The following is a 24,864-nucleotide window of genomic DNA, read 5'->3' on the forward strand; positions in this document are numbered from 1 at the left end:
AAGATTGGAAATGACAGTGTTACATTTACGTTTATTTAGTCTAACGCTTATATTCTCATTATTAAGCCTAGCTTCAGTCGTTGCTTATCACTACATAGGCGTTTATGTCGATAAGGAGGGTATGCTCGTTGAGACATTTTGGCTTATTCCTAGCGCTTGGTTTTGTTTGGCTATTGCACTTGGTTCTGGCGTTTCCTTATTCATTAAAAAAGTTAATGCAACGACTAAAGCATGAGCGATAGGTATTTTTATTTAAGTCGGCAAGGGATATTGCAGTGTAAATTGTTGTGATTTTTGTTTTAAAAAGTCGATAACCGTTCTCACTTTGTGGCTGGGGTAATCGGTTTGTAGGTAAACCAACTGCAATGGAATACGTTCTGCTATTTGATCGGCAAACAGTAATACCAACTTTCCCTGGTGAACCTCTTTGGCGACATCAAACCAACTCTTATAAGCAATGCCTTCTCCGGCGAGTGCCCAGTCCTTTATCACCGCGCCATCATTACAAATCTTACTGCCAGTGACATCAACCTCATACTGTTTTTCTTTGTGGCTAAAACGCCATTTATGCCAAGGTTCTCCACCTCTATTGAGCAGGAGTATTTGGTGATGGCCAAGATCTTTTGGATGAGTAGGGCTGCCATGACGCTGGATATAGGCTGGAGATGCCACTGCCACTCTCGGCATCATCGCCAGCTGTCGGCGCATTAGATTTGAATCTTCTAGCTGACCGTAGCGTAGGGCTAGCTGCACATTATTGGCGATAATATCTGTCATCTGATCGCCAAAAAATAGTGTCAATTTCAATTCAGGCGCTGTTTGCGCAAATTCATCTAGCCATGCTCGAACAATATTACGGCCAAGATCAGACGGCAAAGCGATACGAAGTTCACCTTTAAGCTCACCGCGATTATCGGCGAGTGCATTGCTAGCATTATCTAAAATGGCCAGCGCTTGACGACCGGACTCAATAAAAAGATGACCCTCTTCAGTGAGTGTCATCTGCCGAGTTGAGCGGGCAAATAACAAGCAATCGAGTTTTTTCTCCAGTCGTTGTAGGGCTGCACTGGCTGCAGCTGGGGTCATGCCTAGTTCGCGTCCAGCAGCTGAAACACTCTGTAAGTCGGCAATACGGATAGCGAGTTGAAGATCATTGAGATGATACATATCAAATATTTTTTGAAAATGATTCTAATAATAGCCTAATTATCAAAATAAGTTAATGGGTATAGAGTGCTTAATATCATTTGAACAGTGAGATAACTAATAATGGCAATCACATTTAACCATCTCAACTTACTTGCCTCAGCAGGAAATGAAGCGACCTATTTATTGACTGATGTTTTGGGATTAAAGAATGGTAATCGGCCTAATTTTCCTTTTAAGGGATCATGGTTATATCAAGGTGACCAGGCATTAATCCATATTATTGAGTCAGATACGCAACAGTGCGGTATCGGCCATATCGCTTTTGATACCGATATGAGCTTAGAGACCTTAACTCAAAAGTTGCAGCAAAATGCCACCAGATACAATGTTCGGCAGGTACCCGATAGCAATGTAATACAAGTTTTTGTCCGTGCCGGAGAGGTGATATTTGAATTGATCACCTTAGATACATCAAGTCAGCAGAATTTCGACGTTTTTAACCAACATCAGGAGCTATTATGAGCCTTTTTACCCCGTACCATAAATCGCATTTATCGTTAAGTAATCGTATGGTGATGGCGCCTATGACTCGTTCTAGAACCACTCAGCCAGGTAATATACCCAACGAGATGATGGCCACTTACTATGGGCAGCGTGCATTAACAGGTTTGATTATTAGTGAAGCCACTCAGATCTCAGATGATAGTCAAGGTTACTCGTTCACCCCAGGTGTTTACACTGATGAGCAAGTCGCTGGCTGGCAAAAAGTAACGGCTGCAGTACATCAAGTGGGAGGCCATATATTTAATCAACTTTGGCATGTTGGCCGAGTCTCTCATCCGGTTTTTCAACGAGGTGAAGCGCCAATAGCACCTTCAGCAATCAAACCAACAGATACGCAAGTTTGGATTGTAGATGAAGCTCACCCCGACGGGCAGATGGTCGATTGTCCAACCCCTAGAGAGATGGACCAAGCAGATATTGATCGGGTGGTGGCTGATTTTGCTCAAGCAGCTAAAAATTCGATTGATGCCGGTTTTGATGGCGTTGAGATCCACGGTGGCAATGGTTATCTGATAGACCAGTTTTTACGGACCAATTCCAACCATAGAACCGATGCGTATGGCGGCTCACCCTTAAAGCGTATTCAGTTTCTATTGGATATCATTAGCGCGGTCAGTGCAAAAATAGGTGCTGATAAAGTGGGGGTTAGATTGGCACCGTTTGTCACCTTTAAAGATATGGCTTGTCCCGAAATTGTAGAGACAATTTTATTGGCAGCAGAGTATTTAGGCCAGCAGGGGATTGCTTATGTACATCTTTCTGAAGCTGATTGGGACGATGCGCCGCAGATCCCTGAGAGTTTTCGTATCAAGCTAAGACAAGTGTTCAATGGCACCATTATTGTGGCGGGTCGCTATGATGTTGAACGTGCCAGCGCTGTGATTGAAAAAGGTTACGCTGACCTTGTCGCTTTTGGTCGTTCGTTTATTGCCAATCCAGATCTGCCTTATCGTTTACAACATCAACTGCCTTTGGCTGACTTTGATAAAGGGCCTTTATTCGGCGGTGGAGCGGCGGGTTATATTGATTATCCTGTGTATGCTGATTTTGAAAGGATATAAATTATGGTTTTGGCTAAGTGGATTATGGCTAAAGCCATACAGCATAAAATAGCTGGGCTATGGGGGCTATTTGCCTTACTACTCTATGTCCCTGTTGCTGTGAGCGCGGCAACGGTTATTCAAGATGAGAGTGAAAATGCACCCGCAGTTGAAGCTGCCGCTAAAGCCTATGCGCAATTTTGGAATACGGGTGATGAGAAGTTCGCCAGCATTGCACTCTCACCTCATTTTATTGATCGCACCTTACCCGAAGGTCGGCAGCAAGGGATTGCTGGGGTATTGGAAGCATCAAAAAGCTTTCGACAAGCAGTCCCCGATTTAACCGCGGAGGTTGAGCAGCTATTAATCGTAAAAGATCGTGCAGTGGTTCGCTTGAGATTTAAAGGACATTTCAGTGGTCAGTTTGGTCAACATCAAGGTAAAGGTCAGCCAATTAATTTTGCCGCAGTGGATATATACCGAGTGCAAGATGGTTTGATTACGGACAATTGGCATTTAGAAGACTACAACAGTCTGTTTACTCAAATGGAGTTTTAAGGGGCGCAAGATGAATGAACGTAGACGTTTTTTAGTTGCAGGTAGCGCCATAGCTGTGGGGTTATCTGTTAGCGGAGCAAGCAAAGCAGTCATTCCTAGTTTAGCTTTTTCTGATGCAAAAGATAGTGGCGGTTCTGCAAATCAATATTGGCCTAAAGGCGAGCGTTTGGTCATCTCTATTTCAATGCAATTTGAGGCGGGGGCGCAACCGTTAGATGCCGAAGGGCCTTTTCCACCCATGGCTGAAGGTTTTCAAGACACCATTACGCCTTCTTGGTATGCCTATGGTATGAAAGAAGGGATTCCTCGTTTACTTAGGTTATGGAAAAAACATGACATTAAGATAACATCACATATGGTAGGGCTCGCTGCTGAACGTCATCCGCAACTGGCTAAACAAGTTGCGGATGAAGGACATGAAATTTCGGGGCATGGACAGACGTGGTCTCCTCAGTTCAATATGTCTCCAGCAGAAGAGCGGGCATCCTATGAGGAAAGTGTTGATACCCTGAAGCGGATCACAGGTCAACGACCGCTTGGATTTAATGCTTTTTGGATGCGCCATAGTCCGCAAACCTTAGAAATTTTGCAAGATCTTGGGTTTATCTATCATATTGATGACTTATCGCGTGATGAACCTTCAGTTACACCTGTCAATAATAAACCATTTGCAGTGGTTCCTTATACTTTGAGGAACAATGATATCGGTCGATTTGGTGGTAATACTGCGATGACAGCAGCCGCTTTTTTACAGGAGCTAAAAGATGAGTTTGATGTGCTGTATCAAGAGGGAGATCAGAGAAGGCGCATGATGGCAATCAGTGTACATGATCGTATTGGTGGTACACCGGGATTGGTTAATGCATTGGATAAATTTATTCATTACGCGAAAGGTCACGCTAATGTTGGTTTTATGCGTAAAGATGCCATCGCACAATGGGCGCTTAAGCAAACTGATACCCCGATGAATGAGCCTAGATGATGTATAAATATTTGGCTTAATAATTAGGAATTCTAGGGGTTGTTGATCTTTCATGGTTGTTTTTGCCGCAGTTTATTGGCTATTTTGACAAGGCGGAGGCTATGTCGTTTAGTTATTCTCCACAAATAGCCTACAACACCGTAAAAATAGCCAAGAAGCGCGGCCCTTCGGGTTCGTTTCAATATTTCTATTACTGCGTTACGAGCTTTTCGCTTAGCCAGCTAAGCAGCATCGCTCAAGCCTTGTACTAAAATCATTGAATTCGAACAAAAACCAAGCTCCAAAGATCAACAAGCCCTAGTGACAAAATAACAGCGGTATTGACGATCATCATACCGCTGTTGTTGAGAGGACGACGATATAATGAGTTTTGATTGTGTCGTTTTTCTATTTCTTATTGTCTAAACAAATTGATGTTTTCATTGCCCGTCCTCGGTAATTGCTCCTGCATTATTCTACCTTCGTCCATCCGTGGACTCGTACCTCCTCACTTGATCTCCATGAAGGAAGGCAATAGCATATTTTGTATGGAACCAAATAGACCATTTAGTCGTATATCTAAAGCCCACAACGAAGCTTAAAGGATTTTGCCATTTGCTTTAAACGTCGGCCGCTCTGAATTGGTCAAATACTTAGTGCAATTGGTATTAAAGCTGATGTGCAGGTAGATCGTGGCTTTCATACGCATCGGCAAATAAATGGTTTTGATCGCGATGTTTAGCTTCATCGTCGCGGATTTTTACAATCACATCTCGCAACATGGCATCTAACGGTAACTGATAATAGTCGATGGCAATTTTTGGTGCAGCTAGGTTCTCTACTTCTCCGGCATCAATTTTATTTAGGTATTCGCTGTAGCTTTTACAGGCTTCTTCTTCAAAATAACCCACCACCCGATGGGCAATTTTAGAAGAAAGTACATATATCAAACCATACACCATAATAAAAGCCCCTTGGGCGAGCAGCACTAACACTCGCTCAATCCAGCTAGGTTTGGCAATATCTAAGAATATCATCAGATGCATGCGTTCGTTCTCTGCCTCATCAAGTAGTTCACGGATCCAGCCTTCATCATCTTTCATCCGGCGTAAGGCTTTTAGATGATTAAACATGCCCGCTACCATCCCTGGTACAGCGGCAATGGTTTCTAGAATCACGGCACGTTTCGCGTATTTTTTGCCATAGAATATATTTAACAAAAATTTGAGGCATTGGGTGATTTTATAGGCCACATGTTCCGACAGTTTGGAAGCGGTTTTGTGTTTCAATTCAAAATCTGACATGGGTGAGTTTTCCTGTGTTTAAGTGGCAGTGATCCCAATCTGATTATTTAATAAACCAATGGATTTGTTGGCGAATATCTAATTAACAGATTGCCATCACTACCCTGTTGTATGACTACATTATCTTTAGCTATTTAGTCTGGTAGCGGTTGCAGCCCCTAGAGACGGTACAAGAGATAGGACTAGTAATCGCCTGCAGTTATTTTTTCACCTTCCCCAAGGGTATAAAGCAGGTTCTTTAATAGGCTAGAGGCGCCAAAACGGTAGTGCATGCAGTCAGCCCATTCAGCACCAAACATACTATCAACCATATCTAAGTACTTTTTGGCTTCTTCAGTGGTCTGTACGCCACCAGATGCCTTGAAGCCAACTGTTTTTTCAACGCCCATCTGCTTGATAACCGACAATATAATTTCAGCAGCTTCAAGGGTGGCGTTAACGGGCACTTTACCTGTGGACGTTTTGATGATGTCAGCTCCAGCCCTAATTGAAATCTCAGATGCCTTTTTGATCAACGCAGCAGTTTTCAGCTCACCAGATTCGATAATGACTTTTAACAGAGTGTCACCGCAAACCGCTTTGCATTGCTTAACAAGTTCAAAGCCGACATCTTCATTGCCGGCCATCAGAGCACGGTATGGGAATACGACGTCTACATCATCTGCGCCGTACATGATAGCGGCTCTCGTTTCAGCAACGGCAATCTCGATATCGTCATTGCCGTGAGGGAAGTTAGTGACGGTGACAATCCGAATGTCGGGCGTACCTTGTAGATGCAGTTGTTTTTTGGCAACAGGAATAAAACGTGGATAGATACATATTGCTGCCGTATTACCGACAGTCGTTTTAGCACTCTTACACAGCTCGATGATTGTTTCATCTGTGTCATTGTCGTTTAACGTCGTCAGATCCATTAAGTTAAGTGCACGTAGCGCGGCTGTTTTTAAATTACTCATGGTTATTTCCTGTTGAGTTGTTGCTTATCGAATGTCTAATGCTTGGTGTTTTATTTGTCGCTATGCCGTTAAATGCTTATCTGAACGTTGGTGTCAGATTGATATGCGACCCAAGGCTGGAAGTGATCTTTGGTTCAAAATGAAAGTGAGGCGATTATAGGAACAGACTGCAAACTATAATAGATACAGAAATGGCTCTTTTATCTATAACAGATTAGATATTAGCTGCTATTGTGCTGAGAGCAGGGTATAGAAGGAGTCGTTTCGTTGGCAAAATATGAAAATTTGGTAGAGCAAATTCGTCGTCAAATTCAAAATGGTATTTGGAAGGTGGGTGATAAGCTGCCTTCGTTACGAAAACAGACTGAGATCTCAGGCGTGAGCTTAATGACAGTGCTGCACGCTTATCAGGTACTGGAAAGCCAAGGGTGGATAGTTTCTCATGCTCGATCTGGCTATTTTGTCGCACCTCAAGTCCAATACCTGAGTCCAAAGAAATCGGAAGTGACAATTCATACAACTGAAAATATCGATATTAATGACTTTATTTTTGATGTGTTACAAGCTAATCGGACGCCGCATCTAGTCGATTTTTGCTCTGTTTATCCTGATCCCAAGCTTTATCCTCGCCATCAAGTCAACAAATCTCTGATGACCGCGGCGCGTAACATGCCAACATCGAGCGCACTGGATAATCTGCCTCCTGGAAATGAAGACTTACGCCAACTGATTGCCAAACGATATGCTGCACAAGGGATGAATGTGCATCCTGACGAGATTGTGATCACTGCAGGCGCGCTTGAAGCGTTGAATTTGAGTCTTCAAGCTGTGACTCAAGCCGGTGATTGGGTTGTAGTGGAGTCACCGACCTTTTACGGTGCATTGCAGTCACTGCAAAAGCTGAATTTACGTGCGCTATCTGTCAGAACACATCCTCAAGATGGAATTGATCTTGAGGCACTTGAAAAAGCGCTGCAATCCCACTCGGTAAAAGCATGCTGGTTAATGACAAATCACCAAAACCCGTTGGGTTGTAGCTTGTCTGATGAGAAAAAGCAGGCTTTAATTCAGTTGCTTGCTGATTACAACGTCTACCTGATAGAGGATGATGTATATAGTGAACTGTATTTTGGTGGCAAGAAGCCATTGCCAGCGAAAGCCTTTGATCAGCAGGGGATGACAATGCATTGTTCATCTTTTTCTAAGTGTCTGGTTGCTGGTTTTCGAATTGGTTGGGTGGCCGCAGGACGCATGGCACTGCCGATCCAAAAACTTCAATTGATGAGCACATTATCTGCGAGTACTCCTATCCAACTTGCGCTTGCTAAATATCTATCCAGCTATAATTACGAGAAACATTTACGCCAACTGCGTAGGAAATTAGAGCAACGTAAATTCGCTAACTGGCAGGTGTTACGGACATACTTTCCCGCCAATGTGAGTATCCATTACTCTGAAGGAGGATACTTTTTGTGGGTTGAATTACCAGAGCATCTGAATGCGACAACGCTCTACCAGCGAGCTTTGAAAGAGCGTATCAGTATTGCTCCAGGAAAAATGTTTTCCGCGAGCAAACAGTTTAATCATTGTTTTCGACTTAATTCGTCATTTGAGTGTTCGGATCGGGAAGTTGGTGCGATAAAACGATTAGCCGAACTTATCCAAAATATGCTGGATGAATAAGGTAAGCATCATCACGAAGAAGCGGTGAATAAAGCCGCTAGTTCCTTTTCCTTGTTTAATAACACTATCGCGTTTCACTTGAAAATTGCTTCAAAATGATGGGGAGCCGACTCCCCATTACTTGACTGTTGGTTATCTACTTAGCGACAAGTTTTAGTGAACTATTTCTGACGATGGCGTTAGCTTCATTGTTTCAAATCTGAATACAAATGCCACTGGCGGCGACCCGTCTCAAGTAGTATTCCTGCGGCAAGTCCTGCTGCAGTATTAACGAGCAGGCAAATTGCAGCGGTTGATAAAATCACAAAAATACAAAAAGGCTTACCGTCGATAAAGCGTTTTGACCACGCCAATTGAGTCCCCGCAATCGCCAGTAAACTGCCCAATACCGCCAGTGGAATAAGCGATAACAAGCTGGCAATGCCTTGCCCCCAAAAAGCAGCGATTAATAAACAGCTTGAGCCAAATATAGTCGGGGCCAACCAAGTACGAGCGCCAAAGTGATACTGTACTGCAAGCCCGCCTGCGCCGTGGCACATTGCGGTGGCACCGAACGGCGCTAACAGTAAGTTTGCCCAACCAGAGCTGGTGGCAAAACGCTCTGGTGAAAAATTATCTTTAGCGTCATTTGGGAATTTCTCTTTTGCTATCGCAGAGACTGCTATTACTGCATTGGTGAGCGTTAGCGCCAGTTGTGGCAGTACCAACAAACCAGCGGCAGAGCTCCATTCATCGAGACTTGGCCAGCTCAGTTGCCATGGGGTATAGCTTGAAAGATCAAAACTTGGTGCGGTGCCACTGTTTAGTTGCCATAAAATACCCATCGTAATCACCAATGGCATGGCTAAATAGCGCAGTGGTAAGAATTTGCTGCCAAAAAGCAGTGCAAAGGCAATGAGTCCGATAAGCCAGGTTTGGCTCATCATCTGTCCGCCCATCCAAATCAGTTGAATACCAATCGCTAACTGAATGCCGATACTAATGGCGGGAGATAGTTGCTTTGCCATCCATTTAATGGCGCCGCTATAAGCGAGAACCAGTAAAATAACGCCCATCATCATGCCGCTAGCCTGTAACATTCCAGGTGTTAAGCCTTGAGCTATCACCAGTGCTGTGATGACTTTCATCGGCTGTATTGGAATGGGGCGACGATAGAAGAATGCAGTAAATAAGGCGAACAAACCAAAACCCATAAAGATCCCTTGCGGGGAAAAATGGTTTAAGGCGATAAGGCCGAGGACTAAGGGTAGAAAGGTACCTAAATCGGCGAAGGCGCCGCTAAACTCTCCTGAATATTGGTTAACACTATCAAAGCGATTGGGCTTACATCTCATATAACTTGCCGTGGGAAAAGAACCCGTTAACCATCGCAAGTTTAGTGCCAAGAATTTAACGGTTAATACACCGTAAAACCCGATTGAGTAAGCTATTTTCCAAAGTCACTGAGACAAGTTGACGCATGAGTGTAAACATTGTGGTCAATAGGTCTAATATTCGTGAGTCCTCAACTACCCCTTTAGTGCTATATCATTGAGTGGGTAGAGATGAAAAAAAGCAGTGATAGAGTGATCACTGCTTTCATCGGCTTACTTACTGCTGAGATATAGCATGTTTAAAGCTGATTATGCATATCGTTTAATGCTTGATGGAGCAGATCATCATCGTTCGCTTGATCAACGCCTTGATGTTCAATTACATCATCAAGAGTAGTTAAGTCCTTATGGTGTGCGTCATGCTTGTCGTCATCAAGCAGTGGGTTATCAAACGCATCGACTTGATTGGTATCGAACATATCGGCATCAGGTTCACCACTGGTTAATACCTGCATCTCGGGTAATTCGTTCATCGATGGGTTATCTGTTTTTGGCGCCAGATCTTGATGGCTCATGCCAACCATCTGCAAGTAGTGATCGATAGGGTCGCTTGTTACGGCAGCGCTCACCACCACTGGTGTTGCTGATACTGGCTGCGAGGTTGCTGCTGGATCAGCTTCCGCTTGCTCTGCTGCACTCGCTGTTGACGGTTCTTCATACTCGGTATGAGCTGCTGCATTGAAATCAGAATCATCAGCAACGACGATAGCATCTAGATCTACGCTGACATCAGTAATGAAATCACTTTGGGGCTCATCATGAGCATCAGCTGCTGGAAGTGGCGGCGGTGGAGCAGGATGATTATAGGTTGGGGTCACTGTCATATCGAGCACTTCAGAACCTAAAGTGAGCTTGCCACTGTGGCCGGGCCCGTGACTTAGAATGTTCACCTGAACATGCATTACCACATCGTCATGGTGAGAACCTTGCATCGCCACTTCGAATCTATCCTCATGCACACCAACAGTTGTCGCAGAGCCGTGTGGCCCGGTATGAGTATCGGCATGTTCTTGGTAGTTCAATTGACCCGTTTTCGGGTTAATTGTCAGTGTTCCCCATTGGCTGGAGTAACTCGTTTGATAGTGGCCATTAACCAATATTTTCCATCCTTGTTCAGCAACAGGAACAGGGGTTTGTGTCGGCAATAACGTCGGTACACCCAAAGATGCACCAATATGATGACTACCGGGTGGTGCGGTTACCACTATGGGTTCAGGTTTAGCGTTTGCTGCCATGTTTAAGGCCGAATTAACGTTACCATGCTCATCAGTCATGATGGCTTTTACTATGCTGCTGGGCGCAACTTCAAGGGCGATACCGTGGGCTAAACTGTTGGCATCGAGTACATGGTCGACGCCATTAATATTAAGATGCTCGCCTATTTGGGCGTCGGCTGCAGCATGAATTGTAGCGGTAATCGTCCCTGCATGACCTTGAGCTATTTCCGCTTTGCTGTAGGCGTTATCACTGCCAGGGTTTTCGAAAGTAATGGTTGGCATATCCACTTTTGTATCGGTGGCATAGTGCATGACTTGGCTGGCACTGGCAGGATTACCTGCAGTATCGGTGGTGGTTACGCTTGCGGTGATTGATGCGTTGGAGGCTAGCTCTGCACCTGCGATATTAACGCTAAAGTGACCGCTATGATCAACGGTTGCGCTATAGCTATGTTGCCCGACAACTAAGTTGACGATATCACCTTGGTGGGCATCACCACTGACTCGACCTGTCACGCTGATATCCGCGCTACTCTCTTGTGCGTTAATCACATTATCGCTAGTGATGGGATCCAATTGAATGCTGGTGTCTGCTTGGGTATCAATGGTAAAGGCTTGCGTACCCGTGGTAGCGCTGCCGAGGTTACCGGCGCTATCGGTGGTGATCACGGTAGCTTCAATGGAGTGAATTTGTTGCTGCCCTGACGCATAAATACTGTGGATGTTGGCTCTCATTAAGGTTTGTGCAGGAACGGCGATGGAGTAATGTCCTTGGGCATCTACGGACCCTGTAAGCGAGCTAATCGCTGCGCCGTTGATGCTTAAGCTAATGACATCCCCCGCTTTAAAGTCACCACTGACTTGGCCGCTGATCTCGATATTTCGCCCTGACTCGGCGAGATTAATAATGTTGTCGGCGGTGACCGGATTTACGCTGATGTGGGGAATTGGGTTCTGGGTATCAACCAATAAATGGGTGGTTATTTCTGGCGTTACGTTACCGGCAACATCAACCGCGCCCACTTTAATGGGATAGTTTCTATCTGTGGCCATGTGGCTTTGATGCTCTGAGGCGTTGAGCGTTAGACGCCAAGTTCCATCTGCTTTAACGGTTGCAAGGTAAACACTGTTGTCATCGAACTTAACATAAACCTGATCGCCGGCTGCAATGTTAGAGGTGGTGCCAGTGATCTCCAGGGATTGATTGTTCTCAACCGTATTGAGTGCATTATCTTTTGAGATCGGATCAACAGCGACTGTTACAGGGGTGGTGTCTAAGGTGTAACTAAAACTGGTGGCTGCCGAGGTGTTTCCGGCAATATCAGTTTGCCTCACTTGCAGATTATTTTGGCCTTCAATAGGGCTAAACTGAGTTGTCCAGCTATGTCCACCATCGACAGAGTATTCGAGTTTAGCGCCAGCTTCGGCAGCAATATTTAACTGACCATCTTTAGTGATGAGATCGGCATGTTGCCCTGCATGAGCACTGGTATCATGTTGTAATGAAATACTGGGCGCTGCGACTTGATTGTCCAAGGTGAAGGTTAACAGTGTTTGAGGCGATACATTCCCCGCAACGTCAGTTTGCCTGACGTTAACGCTATTACTACCTTGCTGCGGTGTAAAACTCTGGCTCCATGTTTGACCATTATCCGTTGAATATTCAACACTGGCACCTTGCTCTTGGCCGGTAATGGTTAATGAACCATCGCTAGTGATGAGGTCGCTGCCCAGTCCGGTGTCGTGTGTTAGTGAAACGGTTAATGTCGCCGCCGTTAAATCTGCCGTTGGTGCGGTCTCGTTAGTTGATGATGAAACATTGCCTAATTTATCGGTGACACTGGCAGTCACTGTTGAGCCAGGGGCAACTTCTATTTCCACTTGACCCGCGATAAATTCGGCTTTGGTAATCTGATGGCTATTGCCGTTAATCGTGATGCTATCAACGGAGCCCATATCTGCGGGGAGATGAACTATTGCAGTGATAGTGCCAGCCGCGCCAGCTGCCACCTCTTGTGCATTGTAGATATGATCGCTGCCTGCAGTTTCAAAGCTGATGCTTGGCGCACTTGCATGAGTATCGACACTGAAGCGATCAAATATACCTGCAGTACCTGATGGCGTTTGATTGCCGGCATTATCGGTTGCTTGAATATAGGCGACGTAAAAACCGTCGGGTAAGTTGCTGGCATCAACACTGTAACCGCCTTTGCCATCTAATGTTGCGTGCAGGGTTTCAATGATTTGACTGCCTTGCTTCACTACAATATCAACTTGTGCCGTATCTAAGCTGACACTGCCGCTGAACGTTGGTTGATGGACCGCTTCTGTCTTCAAATTGACTTTAGCGATAGTGGGAGCGCTGTAATCGACTTCAATCGCTAGGCTTGCATGGCTTTGATTACCAGCAGCATCGGTTGCCGCAACGCTTAATGAATGTGCGCCTTCAGTTAAGTTACTTGTCGTGAGCTGATACGTCCCGTTAGCGTCGGCATTTCCTGTGGCGACAATTGCGCCATGCTCATCGGTAATGGTTATTGTTGAATTAGCTTCAGCAGCCCCTGTAATAACGGGAGTGTGAGCATTGGTCAGGTTGTCGTGATCTGAGATACCGGAATCGGCAGTGGATTTTAAGTCTACCGTTGCTACAGCCGTACTGGTATCCACTTTTATATCAAGTAGTGGGGACACGACAGGTAAAACAGATGATGGTGCTAATGCCTTGGCAGATAAATTGTGCGTACCGTCTGCAAGGCTTGCAAGGTTGGCGCTGTAATTACCGTTGGCATCCGAAAGTGCATGGCCAACAGGGGTATTGCCGTCATAAATAGTGACCTTAGAGAAAGGAACATCGGTAGTACCTGTGATTGTTGGCGTATTGTCGTTGGTTAAGTTGTCTGTATTTGAAGCGCCGCTATCGCTACTGGCGATTAAGTCTATATTGACGCTGTTTGCGGGTGGCGTATTTGTGATGCTTGTTGGCGCTTGCGTCGTTAACAGTGGACTTGAGTTGATTGCGGTACTGACAGTGGGTTGACCACCCGTTATTGCGGGTGCTGTCACTGTCGCGGTGACAGTGAAAGTTAAAAACTCTCTCGTTTGGCCGCCATGACCATCACTGACTCGAACTTCAAATACCTCGTGGCCAGTGTAGGTATGGCTCTGCGGGTTGTAACTCATGCCTGCGATTGTGCTCGAAGGCTGGTAATTATAGGCACCAGAAATGGAATCAACGCTAATGCTACCAAACTGACCGTGGGGTTGAATTGCATCGTATTGCAGCTGTTGAGCATCTCCCTTATCGATATCACTCCCCAATAGCTGACCGCTAGTATTGGAGGTGGTGTTAAAGCTTAAGCTTGGCGCATCGTTAGTGCCGTGAATTGTCACCATTAACTCTTGTTCAGTACCATCGGCCGAGTGAACGGTGAACTTTTCGGTTAGTTGCTGATTAGCTCCGAGTGACTGAATTTCAGTACGGGCATTATCGACAACATAGCTCCAGCTGCCATCTTTTTGCATGGCTAAACCGCCCATTGATGCACTTCCATCTGATTGCAGGTGAAGGTTTTCGGCTTGAAAGCTATTTTCTAACGTATCGGCATCGGTGATATTAAGTTGGCCGCTGGCTTGTAAGAATGCGCTATTAACAATATGGCTATCTTCAGTTGCTTGGCCTGAGGTATCACCAGAGATGAGCGCGAGATCAGCCACGGGTTCGATATGAATGGTGTTGCTGGCTTCAACAGAATCAGCGTGGCCATCGTTAACTGTGTACTTGAAATCAATGTCACCATTAAAGTCTTTGACTGGGACAAACTGCATCTTACTTATGTCGCCAGCGGCAATGGTTTGACCGGCAGTAACCGTTTTTCCATCGAGATAGAATGAGCCTTGCGTGGATGCGTCAGGCGCGCTGGTGATAGCAACACTGTGCAAGGTATCGCCTGAATCAACATCAGCAAAGCCAAATTGACTTGCTTGCATTTGATAGCTGACATCTTCAGTACCGTGGGGCAAGGTCACCACGGTAGCCGTTGGAGTGTCGTTAGTACCGAGCACTTTTATATGTAGATCATAGGGGGTGCCATCTGCGGTATTAACACGATATACAACAGTTTCAGTCTGGCCTGCAGCAAGGTATTGCAGCGCACTATTTTTGACTTCATAGTTCCAAGAACCTGCTGAACTTATTCTTAGGTGACCATGAAATGGATCGCTAATCGCAGTTTCGCCAAATTGACTGTATTGAAAGTGATCTTCTCCAGCATCAGGATCGGCTACATTGAGTTTTCCGCTGGCGATTTGATATTTTTCATGGGCAAAGACACTACTATGAGGAGCATCTTCAACGATGTTCTCTGTGTTGAATTCGGTGACCTTTGCTCCATCATTAACTGCGGCTAGACTTGTGGTTGCACCTGTATGCGTTACGCCGCTATGGAGGTCTTTTACGTCATAACTGAAATGGACTTGGCCGTTATAGTCTTTATCTGGGTGTAAGGTAAAGGAGCCATCTTTATTGACGGTGATAGTGCCATGATCAGCGGTTAAGTTAGCGACACTTAATTGGCCAATATCATTGTGGTCAATGTCTGTTGCGTTAATCAGTAGGTCTGATTTTGTGAGGTGTATATCCTTGTCTTCGGTACCCGAGCTTAATTGAACTTCTGAGCTGCAATAAGGCGCATCGTTAGTTCCATGAATCGTTACAGTAACAATATGGCTAGTACCATCTATCGATGTGACTGTTACGGTGTCAGTTGTACTTTCGCCTTCACCTAGGTTTTGTATAACACTTTTTCTTGTATCAATTCTATAAAACCAAGTTCCATCTGAGCCTATACTAAGATATCCGCCTAACGTACTAACAATAGGATGAAGCTCAGGATGCCCTGCATCATGAATATAAGCATAATTTTTAGCATGAAAATGATTCTCCCCAGCATCAGGATCACTAATATGCATTTGACCATGCGTTTCTATCATATTTGCATTGCCAGCTACTACAGGGCCTACATCAACATCTTCTTTTACATTTCCACTGTCTTGTCCGGTAATAACTGCGTTATCTTGAACTGCGCTTAATGTGGTCGTTGCGCCAGTATGAGTTACACCGCTATGGGCATCTTTTACATCGTAGGTAAAATGGACTTGGCCATTGTAATCTTGGTCGGGATGGAAGGTGAATGAGCCATCTGTATTCTTAGATACCGTTCCATGATTGGTGTTCACCGAATCAATATGTAATTGGTTTAAATCATTGTTATCGATATCGGTTGTATTCGCTAACAATTGCGCCTGAGTAAAAATGATATCGGTATCTTCAGTGCCTGTTTGTAATACCACTTCAGATGAAACAACGGGTGCATCGTTGGTACCCGTTACTTTAATGATAATATCTTGTGCTGTGCCGTCGGTAGTATAAACACGATGTGTAACCAATACTTCCTGATTAGCTCCTAAGTGCTGAAGCTTGGCATTATCGACGTCATAGGTCCAAGTGCCTGAAGCACTTATGTGCAAAGATCCGCCAAAGGGATCACTCACGCTGGTGGAACGAGTATATTGGAAACCTTGTTGTCCTACATCAGGGTCGGTAACAAGCAGATGTCCTGTTACTTCAATTTGATTTTGAGAATAAATATTATGATCTTCAAAAGCATTTCCTGTTATATCTCCACTTACTATTGCCTGATCTTTAACCGCTGAAAGTGTGGTGGTTGCACCTGTATGTGTAACACCGGCATGAGCATCAATAACGTCATAACTTAAATGCACTTGGCCGTTGTAGTCATGTTGGGGGTGAAAGGTAAATGTTCCGTCTTTGTGAGTAACAATAGTACCGTGGTCAGCGACTAAGTTGGCAACATCTAATTGGCCTATATCGTTGTGGTCAATGTCAGTTGCGTTAATTAATAGGTCTGACTTTGTAAGGTGTATATCAGTGTCTTCAATACCGGGAGCTAGCTGAACTTCGGCCGATACTACCGGAGCATCATTGGTACCGTGAACTGTGACTGTCAGTATTTGGCTCGCCGTTCCATCCTTAGAATGTACGGTATGGGATTCAGTGAAAGACTCTCCAGCGCCCAAGTGCTGAACCTCATCTATCGCGTTATCAATCTTGTAGCTCCAGCCGCCACGGGCTCTAATGGTGAATTCCCCATGGTGAGCTGTGGTGATATTTTCTGCTTGAAGCTGCGCGTCACCGTGATCGGCATCAATGACTCTTAGTATTCCACCTGCGTATAAATGGCTTGGACTCGCAGGCACAAAATGCTCTTCAGTCACATCCTGACTGGCAGGTAGTTGCGGCATGCTAACTTCAATTCGAGCATTATCATTCTCGCCATGAATGGTAACCGTGACCACTTTTGTTTGGCCATCACTGGTGCGTATTTGATATTGATCCGTTAATGTTTCACCTGCTTTAAGTGACGCGACTTTGCTATTAGCATGGTGATTTCTTGCCATATCCAGATCATATTCATAGCGTCCATCAGGCCAAACTGTTAAGCCTCCATAGCCCTGAGCTCCGTTATCACTAGAGAAGGCAAACTGAGTATGGTCGCTAGTGTCGGGGTCGACTAAATTGAGTGTGCCACCTACCTTGCTGCCCATTTGGTAATAGGTGTGCAGGGCTTGGCTTTCTGTCATATCAATGGTTGAAGAGAGCAATTGTGCTTTGTCATCGCTACCCACCATAGTCACAGTTGCGACCGCTGGGCTTTGTCCGCCATGATTATCATCCACCATGTAGTGCACTAGGATATCGGCTTTTTGACCCGCACTGAGGTGTTGGAAAGTTGGATTGTGGCTGTCAATGATCAGTGTATGGCCGTCGCTGGCAAAACTAACGCCTTTTGGTAATGGGCCTGTTTTGCCCTCAAAAGTGATTTGGACTTGGCTAATCGATAGTGAGTCGCCATCCACGTCGGTAGCACTGCCGAGTAGATTAATTTGGTGCTGTCTATCTGTGTCTTCAGTGAGGCTATCGGTAATAGGTGTGACGTCTGGATTATCGTTGACCGCAGCAAGTGTGGTAACAGCCCCTGTATGGGTAATTCCGCCATGGGCATCTTTTACGTCATAACTGAAATGCACTTGGCCGTTGTAGTCTTGAGCGGGGTGGAAGGTGAACGAGCCATCTGTATTTGTCGTTACCGTACCGTGATCGGCGGTCACTGAATCAACATGTAATTGGTTTAGGTCGTTGTTATCAATGTCGCTGGTATTGGCTAATAATTGCGCCTGAGTGAGAATGATGTCGGTATCTTCAGTGCCCGTTGATAACACCACTTCCGATGAACACGTTGGCACATCATTGGTGCCATGAATAGTGAACTCAATGGTATGTTTGGTACCATCAGTAGACTCGATAACGGCACTGTCTTTGAGTGTTTCTCCAGCCCCTAATGCTTGGATTTGCGGCTTAGTGGTATCAATTTCATATTCCCACTCACCGTTTTTAGTCATACTGACCCTACCGCCGAGTTGGCTGTGATAGGGCGCCCATTCTGGGTTCGTTGCGACGTGAATGAAGGTCTTAAAATCAAAGTGATCTTCACCTGAATCTGTATCGGTAATCGTGAGTTGACCACGAGTGTGGATCATATGTGCAGAGGCAGACACATTGGAATAGGGGTTTACATCTTCAGTCACATTGCCAGTGTCTACGCCAATGATAACGGCTTTATCGTTACTGCCATTTACCGTAATAGTGATTTGATGTTTGGTGCCATCAACCGACTGCACTGTGACGGTATCGGTTGTGCTTTGGCCTTGTGCTAATGTTTGTACTTTAGGGTTTTTATTATCTAAATCGTAAGTCCATGCACCAGTATCTGTTAAATGCAGTGTGCCGAGAGCGCCGCTAATATCGGTATTTGAAAAATGTGCTTCTCCTGCATCAACGTCAGTAACGGTTAGTTTTCCGCTCGTTTGCAGCTGTGACTCTTCAGTTACATTACCTGTATTGACTCCGCTAATGATTGCACCGTCATTGGTACCGTCAATTCGAATAATCAGATTTTGAGAGACGCTATTGCCTTTGTTATTGTCCGTCGCAATGATTGGAATAATTAAGGTTTGATGGTCACCTTGTGCTAAATGATCAAAGCTTGGATCCGTAGGGTCTAATGTATACGAGCCATCTGTATTTAAGATAAACCCTGTGTGGCTGAAGTTAGTACTGAAAGTGGCAGTGTCACCATGGTCAACATCGGTCGAAGTTATCTGTCCAGTAATTGGCTTGCTACCTTCATCAACCATCTTCGAACTTATGTGACTTACGATAGGTAAGTCGTTGGTGCCATTTACGCGGATCACCAAGTTCTGCGGCGTACTGTTGCCAGCATTGTTGTCAGTGGCTGTAATCGGAATGATCAAGGTTTCATGCTCTCCGACCGCTAAATGATTAAAGCTGGGATCGGTGGGATCAAGTGTGTAGCTACCATCCGGATTTAAACTAAAGCCTGAGTGGCTGTAGTTGGTGGCAAAGGTCGCGCTATCGCCGTGATCGAGATCAGTCGATGCAATCTGGCCTGTTATCTTGGCATCACCTTCATCAACTATTTTAGAGCTTATCTGACTCACCACGGGTAGATCGTTAGTACCGTTGACTCGGATCACCAAGTTCTGCGGCGCACTGTTGCCAGCATTGTTGTCAGTGGCGGTGATTGGAATGATCAGCGTTTCATGCTCACCAACCGCTAAATGATTAAAGCTGGGATCGGTGGGATCAAGTGAGTAACTGCCATCAGAGTTTAAGATAAATCCTGCGTGGCTGAAGCTAGTGCTGAAAGTTGCTGTATCACCATGGTCGAGATCGTTTGATGCGATCTTCCCAGTAACGCTAGCGCCACCTTCATCTATCACCCTTGAGCTGATGTGACTCACCACGGGTAGATCGTTGGTACCGTTGATACGGATAATCAGGTTCTGCGCTGCACTGTTGCCAGCATTATTATCGGTAGCAGTGATAGGAATGATCAGCGTTTCATGCTCACCAACCGCTAAATGATTAAAGCTGGGATCGGTGGGATCAAGTGTGTAGCTACCATCTGGATTTAAACTAAATCCTGCGTGGCTGTAGCTGGTGGTAAAGGTCGCGCTATCGCCGTGATCGAGATCGGTAGCTGCGATCTTCCCAGTAACGCTAGCATCACCTTCATCAACTGTTTTTGAGCTTATCTGACTCACCACGGGTAGATCGTTGGTGCCGTTGACTCTGATGATGAGATTTTGCGGTGCACTGTTGCCAGCATTATTGTCGGTAGCAGTGACTGGGATGATCAGCGTTTCATGCTCACCGACGGCTAAATGGTTAAAGCTGGGATTTGTGGGATCAAGTGAGTAACTGCCATCAGAGTTTAAGATAAATCCTGCGTGGCTGAAGCTAGTGCTGAAAGTTGCTGTATCGCCGTGATCGAGATCAGTCGATGCGATCTGGCCTGTTATCTTGGCATCACCTTCATCAACTGTTTTTGAGCTTATCTGACTCACCACGGGTAGATCGTTGGTGCCGTTGACTCTGATGATGAGATTTTGTGGTGCACTTTGGCCGCCATTATTGTCGGTAGCAGTAATGGGAATGATCAGTGTTTCATGCTCACCTACGGCCAAATGATTAAAACTGGGATCGGTGGGATCAAGTGTGTAGCTACCATCCGGATTTAAACTAAAGCCTGCGTGGCTGTAGTTGGTGACAAAGGTCGCGCTATCGCCGTGATCGAGATCAGTCGATGCGATCTGGCCTGTTATCTTGGCATCACCTTCATCAACTGTTTTAGAGCTTATCTGACTCACCACAGGTAGATCGTTAGTGCCATCGATCTTGATAATCAGGTTTTGTGGTGCACTGTTGCCAGCATTATTGTCGGTAGCAGTGATTGGGATGATCAGGGTTTCATGCTCACCAACCGCTAAATGATTAAAGCTGGGATCGGTGGGATCAAGTGAGTAACTGCCATCCGGATTTAAACTAAAGCCTGAGTGGCTGTAGTTGGTGGCAAAGGTCGCGCTATCGCCGTGATCGAGATCGGTCGATGCGATCTGGCCTGTTATCTTGGCATCACCTTCATCAACTGTTTTTGAGCTTATCTGACTCACCACGGGTAGATCGTTGGTACCGTTGACTCTGATGATGAGATTTTGCGGTGCACTGTTGCCAGCATTATTATCGGTAGCAGTGATAGGGATGATCAGCGTTTCATGCTCACCGACGGCTAAATGGTTAAAGCTGGGATTTGTGGGATCAAGTGAGTAACTGCCATTAGAGTTTAAGATAAAGCCTGCGTGGCTGAAGCTAGTGCTGAAAGTTGCTGTATCGCCATGGTCGAGATCGGTCGCTGCGATCTGACCTGTTATCTTTGGATCACCTTCATCAACCGTTTTAGAGCTGATGTGGCTGACGACGGATAGATCGTTTGTGCCATCGATCTTGATAATCAGGTTCTGCGGTGCACTGTTGCCGCCATTGTTATCAGTGGCAGTGATAGGAATGATCAGCGTTTCATGCTCACCGACGGCTAAATGATTAAAGCTGGGATCGGTGGGATCTAATGTATATGAACCATCAGCTTTTAGGCTAAAGCCTGCATGCTGATAACTGGTGGCGAAGGTTGCCATATCACTGTGATCGAGATCGCTAGCTGCGATCTTCCCAGTAACGCTAGCGCCGCCTTCATCTATCGCTCTTGAGTTGATGTGACTCACCACGGGCTGATCGTTAGTGCCGTTGATGCGGATAACGAGGTTTTGCGGAGAACTTTGGCCACTATTATTATCAGTGGCTGTAATCGGAATGATCAGGGTTTCATGTTCACCAACAGCTAAATGCTCAAAACTTGGGTTGGTGGGATCAAATGTGTAACTGCCATCGGTATTTAAGTTGAAACCCGCATGCTGATATGTGGTGCTGAAGGTTGCGCTATCGCCATGATCGAGATCGTGTGACGCGATCTGGCCTGTCACCTTTGCGCTACCCTCATCAACGATCTTAGAGGTAATATGGCTGACAACGGGCAGATCGTTAGTGCCGTTAATGGTGACCATGATCTTCTGCTCGGTACCATCTACTGAATGCACCAACAAAGTATCAGTAACGGTTTCACCCGTTTTAAGGCCTTGGATCTGTGGATTGCCGTTGTTGGCGGTATATGTCCAATGGCCATTATTATTGATACTCAACTCGCCATATTGGCCTTGCTGGTGATCTGCTGTGAATTGATCTTGACCAGAGTCGGGGTCAGTAACCGTTAACTGACCATTGGCGCGCAAAGTGCCGCCACTGGCAAGGTCTTTATCTTCAGTCAGGCTTGCAGTTGAAGTTCCGCCAATGACGGCTTTATCATCTGTGCCGTTAATGGTGACAGTAATTTTCTGCTCGGTACCATCTACTGAATGCACCAACAAAGTATCAGTAACGGTTTCACCCGTTTTAAGGCCTTGGATCTGTGGATTGCCGTTGTTGGCGGTATATGTCCAATGGCCATTATTATTGATACTCAACTCGCCATATTGGCCTTGCTGGTGATCTGCTGTGAATTGATCTTGGCCAGAGTCGGGGTCAGTAACCGTTAACTGACCATCGGTGCGCAAAGTGCCGCCGCTAGCGAGATCTTTATCTTCCGTCAGGCTTGCAGTTGAAGTTCCGCCAATGACGGCTTTATCATCTGTGCCGTTAATGGTGACAATGATCTTCAGCTCTGTGCCATCGATGCTACGAACCAACAAAGTATCAGTAACGGTTTCACCCGTTTTAAGGCCTTGGATCTGTGGATTGCCGTTGTTGCTGGTGTAAGTCCAATGGCCATTATTATTGATACTTAGCTCGCCATATTGGCCTTGCAGGTGATCTGCTGTGAATTGATCTTGACCAGAGTCGGGGTCAGTAACCGTTAACTGACCATCGGCGCGCAAAGTGCCGCCACTGGCAAGGTCTTTATCTTCAGTCAGGCTTGCAGTTGAAGTTCCGCCAATGACGGCTTTATCATCACTGCCGTTAATGGTGACAGTAATTTTCTGCTCGGTACCATCTACTGAATGCACCAACAAAGTATCAGTAACGGTTTCACCCGTTTTAAGCCCTTGGATCTGTGGATTGCCGTTGTTGGCGGTGTAAGTCCAATGGCCGTTATTATTGATACTCAACTCGCCATATTGGCCTTGCAGGTGATCTGCTGTGAATTGATCTTGACCAGAGTCGGGGTCAGTAACCGTTAACTGACCATCGGCGCGCAAAGTGCCGCCACTGGCAAGGTCTTTATCTTCAATCAGGCTTGCAGTTGAAGTTCCGCCAATGACGGCTTTATCATCTGTGCCGTTAATGGTGACAGTAATTTTCTGCTCGGTACCATCTACTGAATGCACCAACAAAGTATCAGTAACGGTTTCACCCGTTTTAAGCTCTTGGATCTGTGGATTGCCGTTGTTGGCGGTGTAAGTCCAATGGCCATTATTATTGATACTCAACTCGCCATATTGGCCTTGCAGGTGATCTGCTGTGAACTGGCTTTGGCCAGAGTCGAGGTCGGTAATCGTCAATTGGCCTGTCGTTTTTAATTGCTCGCCATTTTGATCAATAAATACGTCTTTATCTTCTGTAATAGAACCCGTCGTAGTGCCAGCAATTTGAGCTGATTCATTGCTGCCGTTAACTTGCACTGTAATTTGTTGTGATACGGGCAGACCCGAACTATCGGTCGCCGTCACGGTAAAGGTTTCTGTGGCGCTTTGGCCTTGATTAAGCGCAAGAGTATTAGGGCTTTGATTGCTTAAATGGTATTGCCAAGCACCCGTGCCGGGGTCAATGGTCAGTGCCCCCATTTGACCTTGGCCATTGGTTACTGCCCAGCCCACGCTATCGCCATGATCCGAGTCTGTTGCGATTAAGCTACCTGACGCAGTATCGATTGCACCGTGCTCATTCAACGCCGCATGATGAGTACCTGAAATAGTCGGTAGATCATTACTGCCTTCAACCTCCACTGTAATAATTGTTTCAACGTGATTTCCTTCGGCATCCGTGGCGGTAATGATAAATTGCTCAGTGTGATGTTCGTTTTCAGCTAAAGAATTTGTGGCAGCAGAAGCATTATTGAGTTGGTAGTGCCACTGGCCTGTGGCGGGGTCGATGTTAATTAATCCAAATTGCCCCTGTGAGTTGGCGATACTCCATTCTATTTGAGCTGCGTTGTGGCCTTGAGCATGTAACGATCCTGATACCACATCAGTGCTAGAATCTTCTTTAACTTGCTGAATTTGTTGTTGACTATTAATAGCCAATGGCTTTTCATGCGTGCCAGTGCCAGTGCCAGTGCCAGTGCCAGTGCCAGTGCCAGTGCCAGTGCCAGTGCCAGTGCCAGTGCCAGTGCCAGTGCCAGTGCCAGTGCCAGTGCCAGTGCCAGTGCCAGTGCCAGTGCCAGTGCTTATTAAGCTGGTTTTACTCTGCAGCTCAGTGACTTGATGCACACCAGTATCGGTTGTCATAGCAATGGTAAAATGAGGCTGGTTATGTTCATTAGCGGTAAACGTTAAAGGGTGAGCAATAGTGCTTAACACTGGGCCTTTGCTAGAGCTTGCATGAAAATGCGCCCCAGCACTTAAGCCTGTAGTCTCGCTAGAGCCTTGAGGACGTTTACTTGCCGTTTGCTGAGTTTGTCCATTTTGTGATGTTTCTAGGGCGGTTAAATCGTCTTTGCTGGTTTGGGCTGTAGATGACTGTTCTTGTAACGCTTCACTATTTGAACGTTGTGATTGCTGAGAGTCATCGAGAGGTGAGGCGTCATTGTCAGCTGTACTTGAATCGTCTTTTACTATGGTGCTGGCAGCACTCCAAGATTTATCAGCGACCAGATCTTTATTGCCGATAGTACTGGCTTTAGCGCCACTATCTCGAAGTTCTTTAGCTTTTAAACGGGCGACGTCCTTATCAAGCTGCTTAGCCTTTTGTTTGGCTTCCAATTCCCTTTGTTTTTTCTCCGCTTCAATAGCTTCTGGTGTCTTAGTATTTGATGTGGATTTTTTATCGTCATGACTCATTATCTACTTCCTC

11 protein-coding genes are annotated in these 24,864 nt (G+C 45.7%); 6 read left to right on the forward strand and 5 right to left on the reverse strand.

Annotated elements, in window-relative coordinates; all coding sequences use genetic code 11:
* The first annotated feature begins 10 nt into the window (after positions 1-10).
* Entirely contained in the window at positions 11-235 is a 225-nt protein-coding gene (locus tag CXF86_RS13055) for a DUF3955 domain-containing protein (protein ID WP_101090279.1), read from the forward strand.
* A gap of 17 nt (positions 236-252) precedes the next feature.
* On the opposite strand, the gene CXF86_RS13060 is transcribed toward CXF86_RS13055, so the two are convergent.
* Positions 253-1,167 carry a LysR family transcriptional regulator gene (locus CXF86_RS13060; RefSeq protein ID WP_101090278.1) on the reverse strand — a complete coding sequence of 305 codons (915 nt, stop codon included), beginning with the start codon at positions 1,165-1,167 and terminating at the stop codon, positions 253-255.
* 102 nt (positions 1,168-1,269) lie between these two features.
* On the opposite strand from CXF86_RS13060, the gene CXF86_RS13065 reads away from it, so the two are divergent.
* Genes CXF86_RS13065 through CXF86_RS13080 form a run of 4 tightly spaced genes read left to right on the forward strand, consistent with a single transcriptional unit; the run spans position 1,270 to position 4,293 of the window.
* Complete coding sequence (locus CXF86_RS13065; RefSeq protein WP_101090277.1) at positions 1,270-1,671, forward strand: VOC family protein; 402 nt, start codon at positions 1,270-1,272, stop codon at positions 1,669-1,671.
* The gene (locus CXF86_RS13070; RefSeq protein ID WP_101090276.1) at positions 1,668-2,774 is read left to right on the forward strand and encodes an alkene reductase; all 1,107 of its coding nucleotides are present in this window, start codon (positions 1,668-1,670) and stop codon (positions 2,772-2,774) included. Before CXF86_RS13065 ends, CXF86_RS13070 begins: the two co-directional genes overlap by 4 nt.
* A 3-nt stretch (positions 2,775-2,777) precedes the next feature.
* Positions 2,778-3,311 carry an ester cyclase gene (locus tag CXF86_RS13075; protein ID WP_232775025.1) on the forward strand — a complete coding sequence of 178 codons (534 nt, stop codon included), beginning with the start codon at positions 2,778-2,780 and terminating at the stop codon, positions 3,309-3,311.
* A gap of 10 nt (positions 3,312-3,321) precedes the next feature.
* Positions 3,322-4,293 carry a polysaccharide deacetylase family protein gene (locus CXF86_RS13080; protein WP_101090275.1) on the forward strand — a complete coding sequence of 324 codons (972 nt, stop codon included), beginning with the start codon at positions 3,322-3,324 and terminating at the stop codon, positions 4,291-4,293.
* Positions 4,294-4,940: 647 nt separating this feature from the next.
* On the opposite strand, the gene CXF86_RS13085 is transcribed toward CXF86_RS13080, so the two are convergent.
* A complete protein-coding gene (locus tag CXF86_RS13085; protein ID WP_102039176.1) occupies positions 4,941-5,576 on the reverse strand; it encodes an alternative oxidase in 636 nt (211 codons plus the stop codon).
* A gap of 182 nt (positions 5,577-5,758) precedes the next feature.
* Positions 5,759-6,532 (reverse strand): deoxyribose-phosphate aldolase, encoded by a 774-nt coding sequence (gene deoC, locus CXF86_RS13090; protein ID WP_101090273.1) that lies wholly within the window; start codon positions 6,530-6,532, stop codon positions 5,759-5,761.
* A 267-nt stretch (positions 6,533-6,799) separates the two neighbouring features.
* Here deoC and CXF86_RS13095 point away from each other — a divergent pair, with 267 nt between their 5' ends.
* Positions 6,800-8,215: an aminotransferase-like domain-containing protein gene (locus CXF86_RS13095; RefSeq protein WP_102039177.1), complete on the forward strand. Its 1,416-nt coding sequence runs from the start codon at positions 6,800-6,802 to the stop codon at positions 8,213-8,215.
* A 185-nt stretch (positions 8,216-8,400) separates the two neighbouring features.
* Here the strand turns inward: CXF86_RS13095 and CXF86_RS13100 are convergent, their stop codons facing one another.
* Together CXF86_RS13100 and CXF86_RS13105 are read right to left on the reverse strand one after the other, a co-directional pair.
* Complete coding sequence (locus CXF86_RS13100; protein WP_101090271.1) at positions 8,401-9,549, reverse strand: putative sulfate/molybdate transporter; 1,149 nt, start codon at positions 9,547-9,549, stop codon at positions 8,401-8,403.
* Between the two features lie 278 nt (positions 9,550-9,827).
* Positions 9,828-24,851, reverse strand: coding sequence for a VCBS domain-containing protein (locus CXF86_RS13105; RefSeq protein WP_102039178.1), 15,024 nt, complete (start codon positions 24,849-24,851; stop codon positions 9,828-9,830).
* Positions 24,852-24,864: the final 13 nt, after the last annotated feature.

The sequence above is a fragment of the Shewanella sp. GutCb genome (genome assembly GCF_002836135.1).
GTDB lineage: Bacteria > Pseudomonadota > Gammaproteobacteria > Enterobacterales > Shewanellaceae > Shewanella.

Excerpts from the sequence above, each read along its gene's own strand:
- deoC (WP_101090273.1), bottom strand. The coding sequence starts at position 6,532 with ATGAGTAATTTAAAAACAGCCGCGCTACGTGCACTTAACTTAATGGAT.
- CXF86_RS13060 (WP_101090278.1), bottom strand. The coding sequence starts at position 1,167 with ATGTATCATCTCAATGATCTTCAACTCGCTATCCGTATTGCCGACTTA.
- CXF86_RS13105 (WP_102039178.1), bottom strand. The coding sequence starts at position 24,851 with ATGAGTCATGACGATAAAAAATCCACATCAAATACTAAGACACCAGAA.
- CXF86_RS13100 (WP_101090271.1), bottom strand. The coding sequence starts at position 9,549 with ATGAGATGTAAGCCCAATCGCTTTGATAGTGTTAACCAATATTCAGGA.
- CXF86_RS13070 (WP_101090276.1), top strand. The coding sequence starts at position 1,668 with ATGAGCCTTTTTACCCCGTACCATAAATCGCATTTATCGTTAAGTAAT.
- CXF86_RS13075 (WP_232775025.1), top strand. The coding sequence starts at position 2,778 with ATGGTTTTGGCTAAGTGGATTATGGCTAAAGCCATACAGCATAAAATA.
- CXF86_RS13055 (WP_101090279.1), top strand. The coding sequence starts at position 11 with ATGACAGTGTTACATTTACGTTTATTTAGTCTAACGCTTATATTCTCA.
- CXF86_RS13080 (WP_101090275.1), top strand. The coding sequence starts at position 3,322 with ATGAATGAACGTAGACGTTTTTTAGTTGCAGGTAGCGCCATAGCTGTG.
- CXF86_RS13065 (WP_101090277.1), top strand. The coding sequence starts at position 1,270 with ATGGCAATCACATTTAACCATCTCAACTTACTTGCCTCAGCAGGAAAT.
- CXF86_RS13085 (WP_102039176.1), bottom strand. The coding sequence starts at position 5,576 with ATGTCAGATTTTGAATTGAAACACAAAACCGCTTCCAAACTGTCGGAA.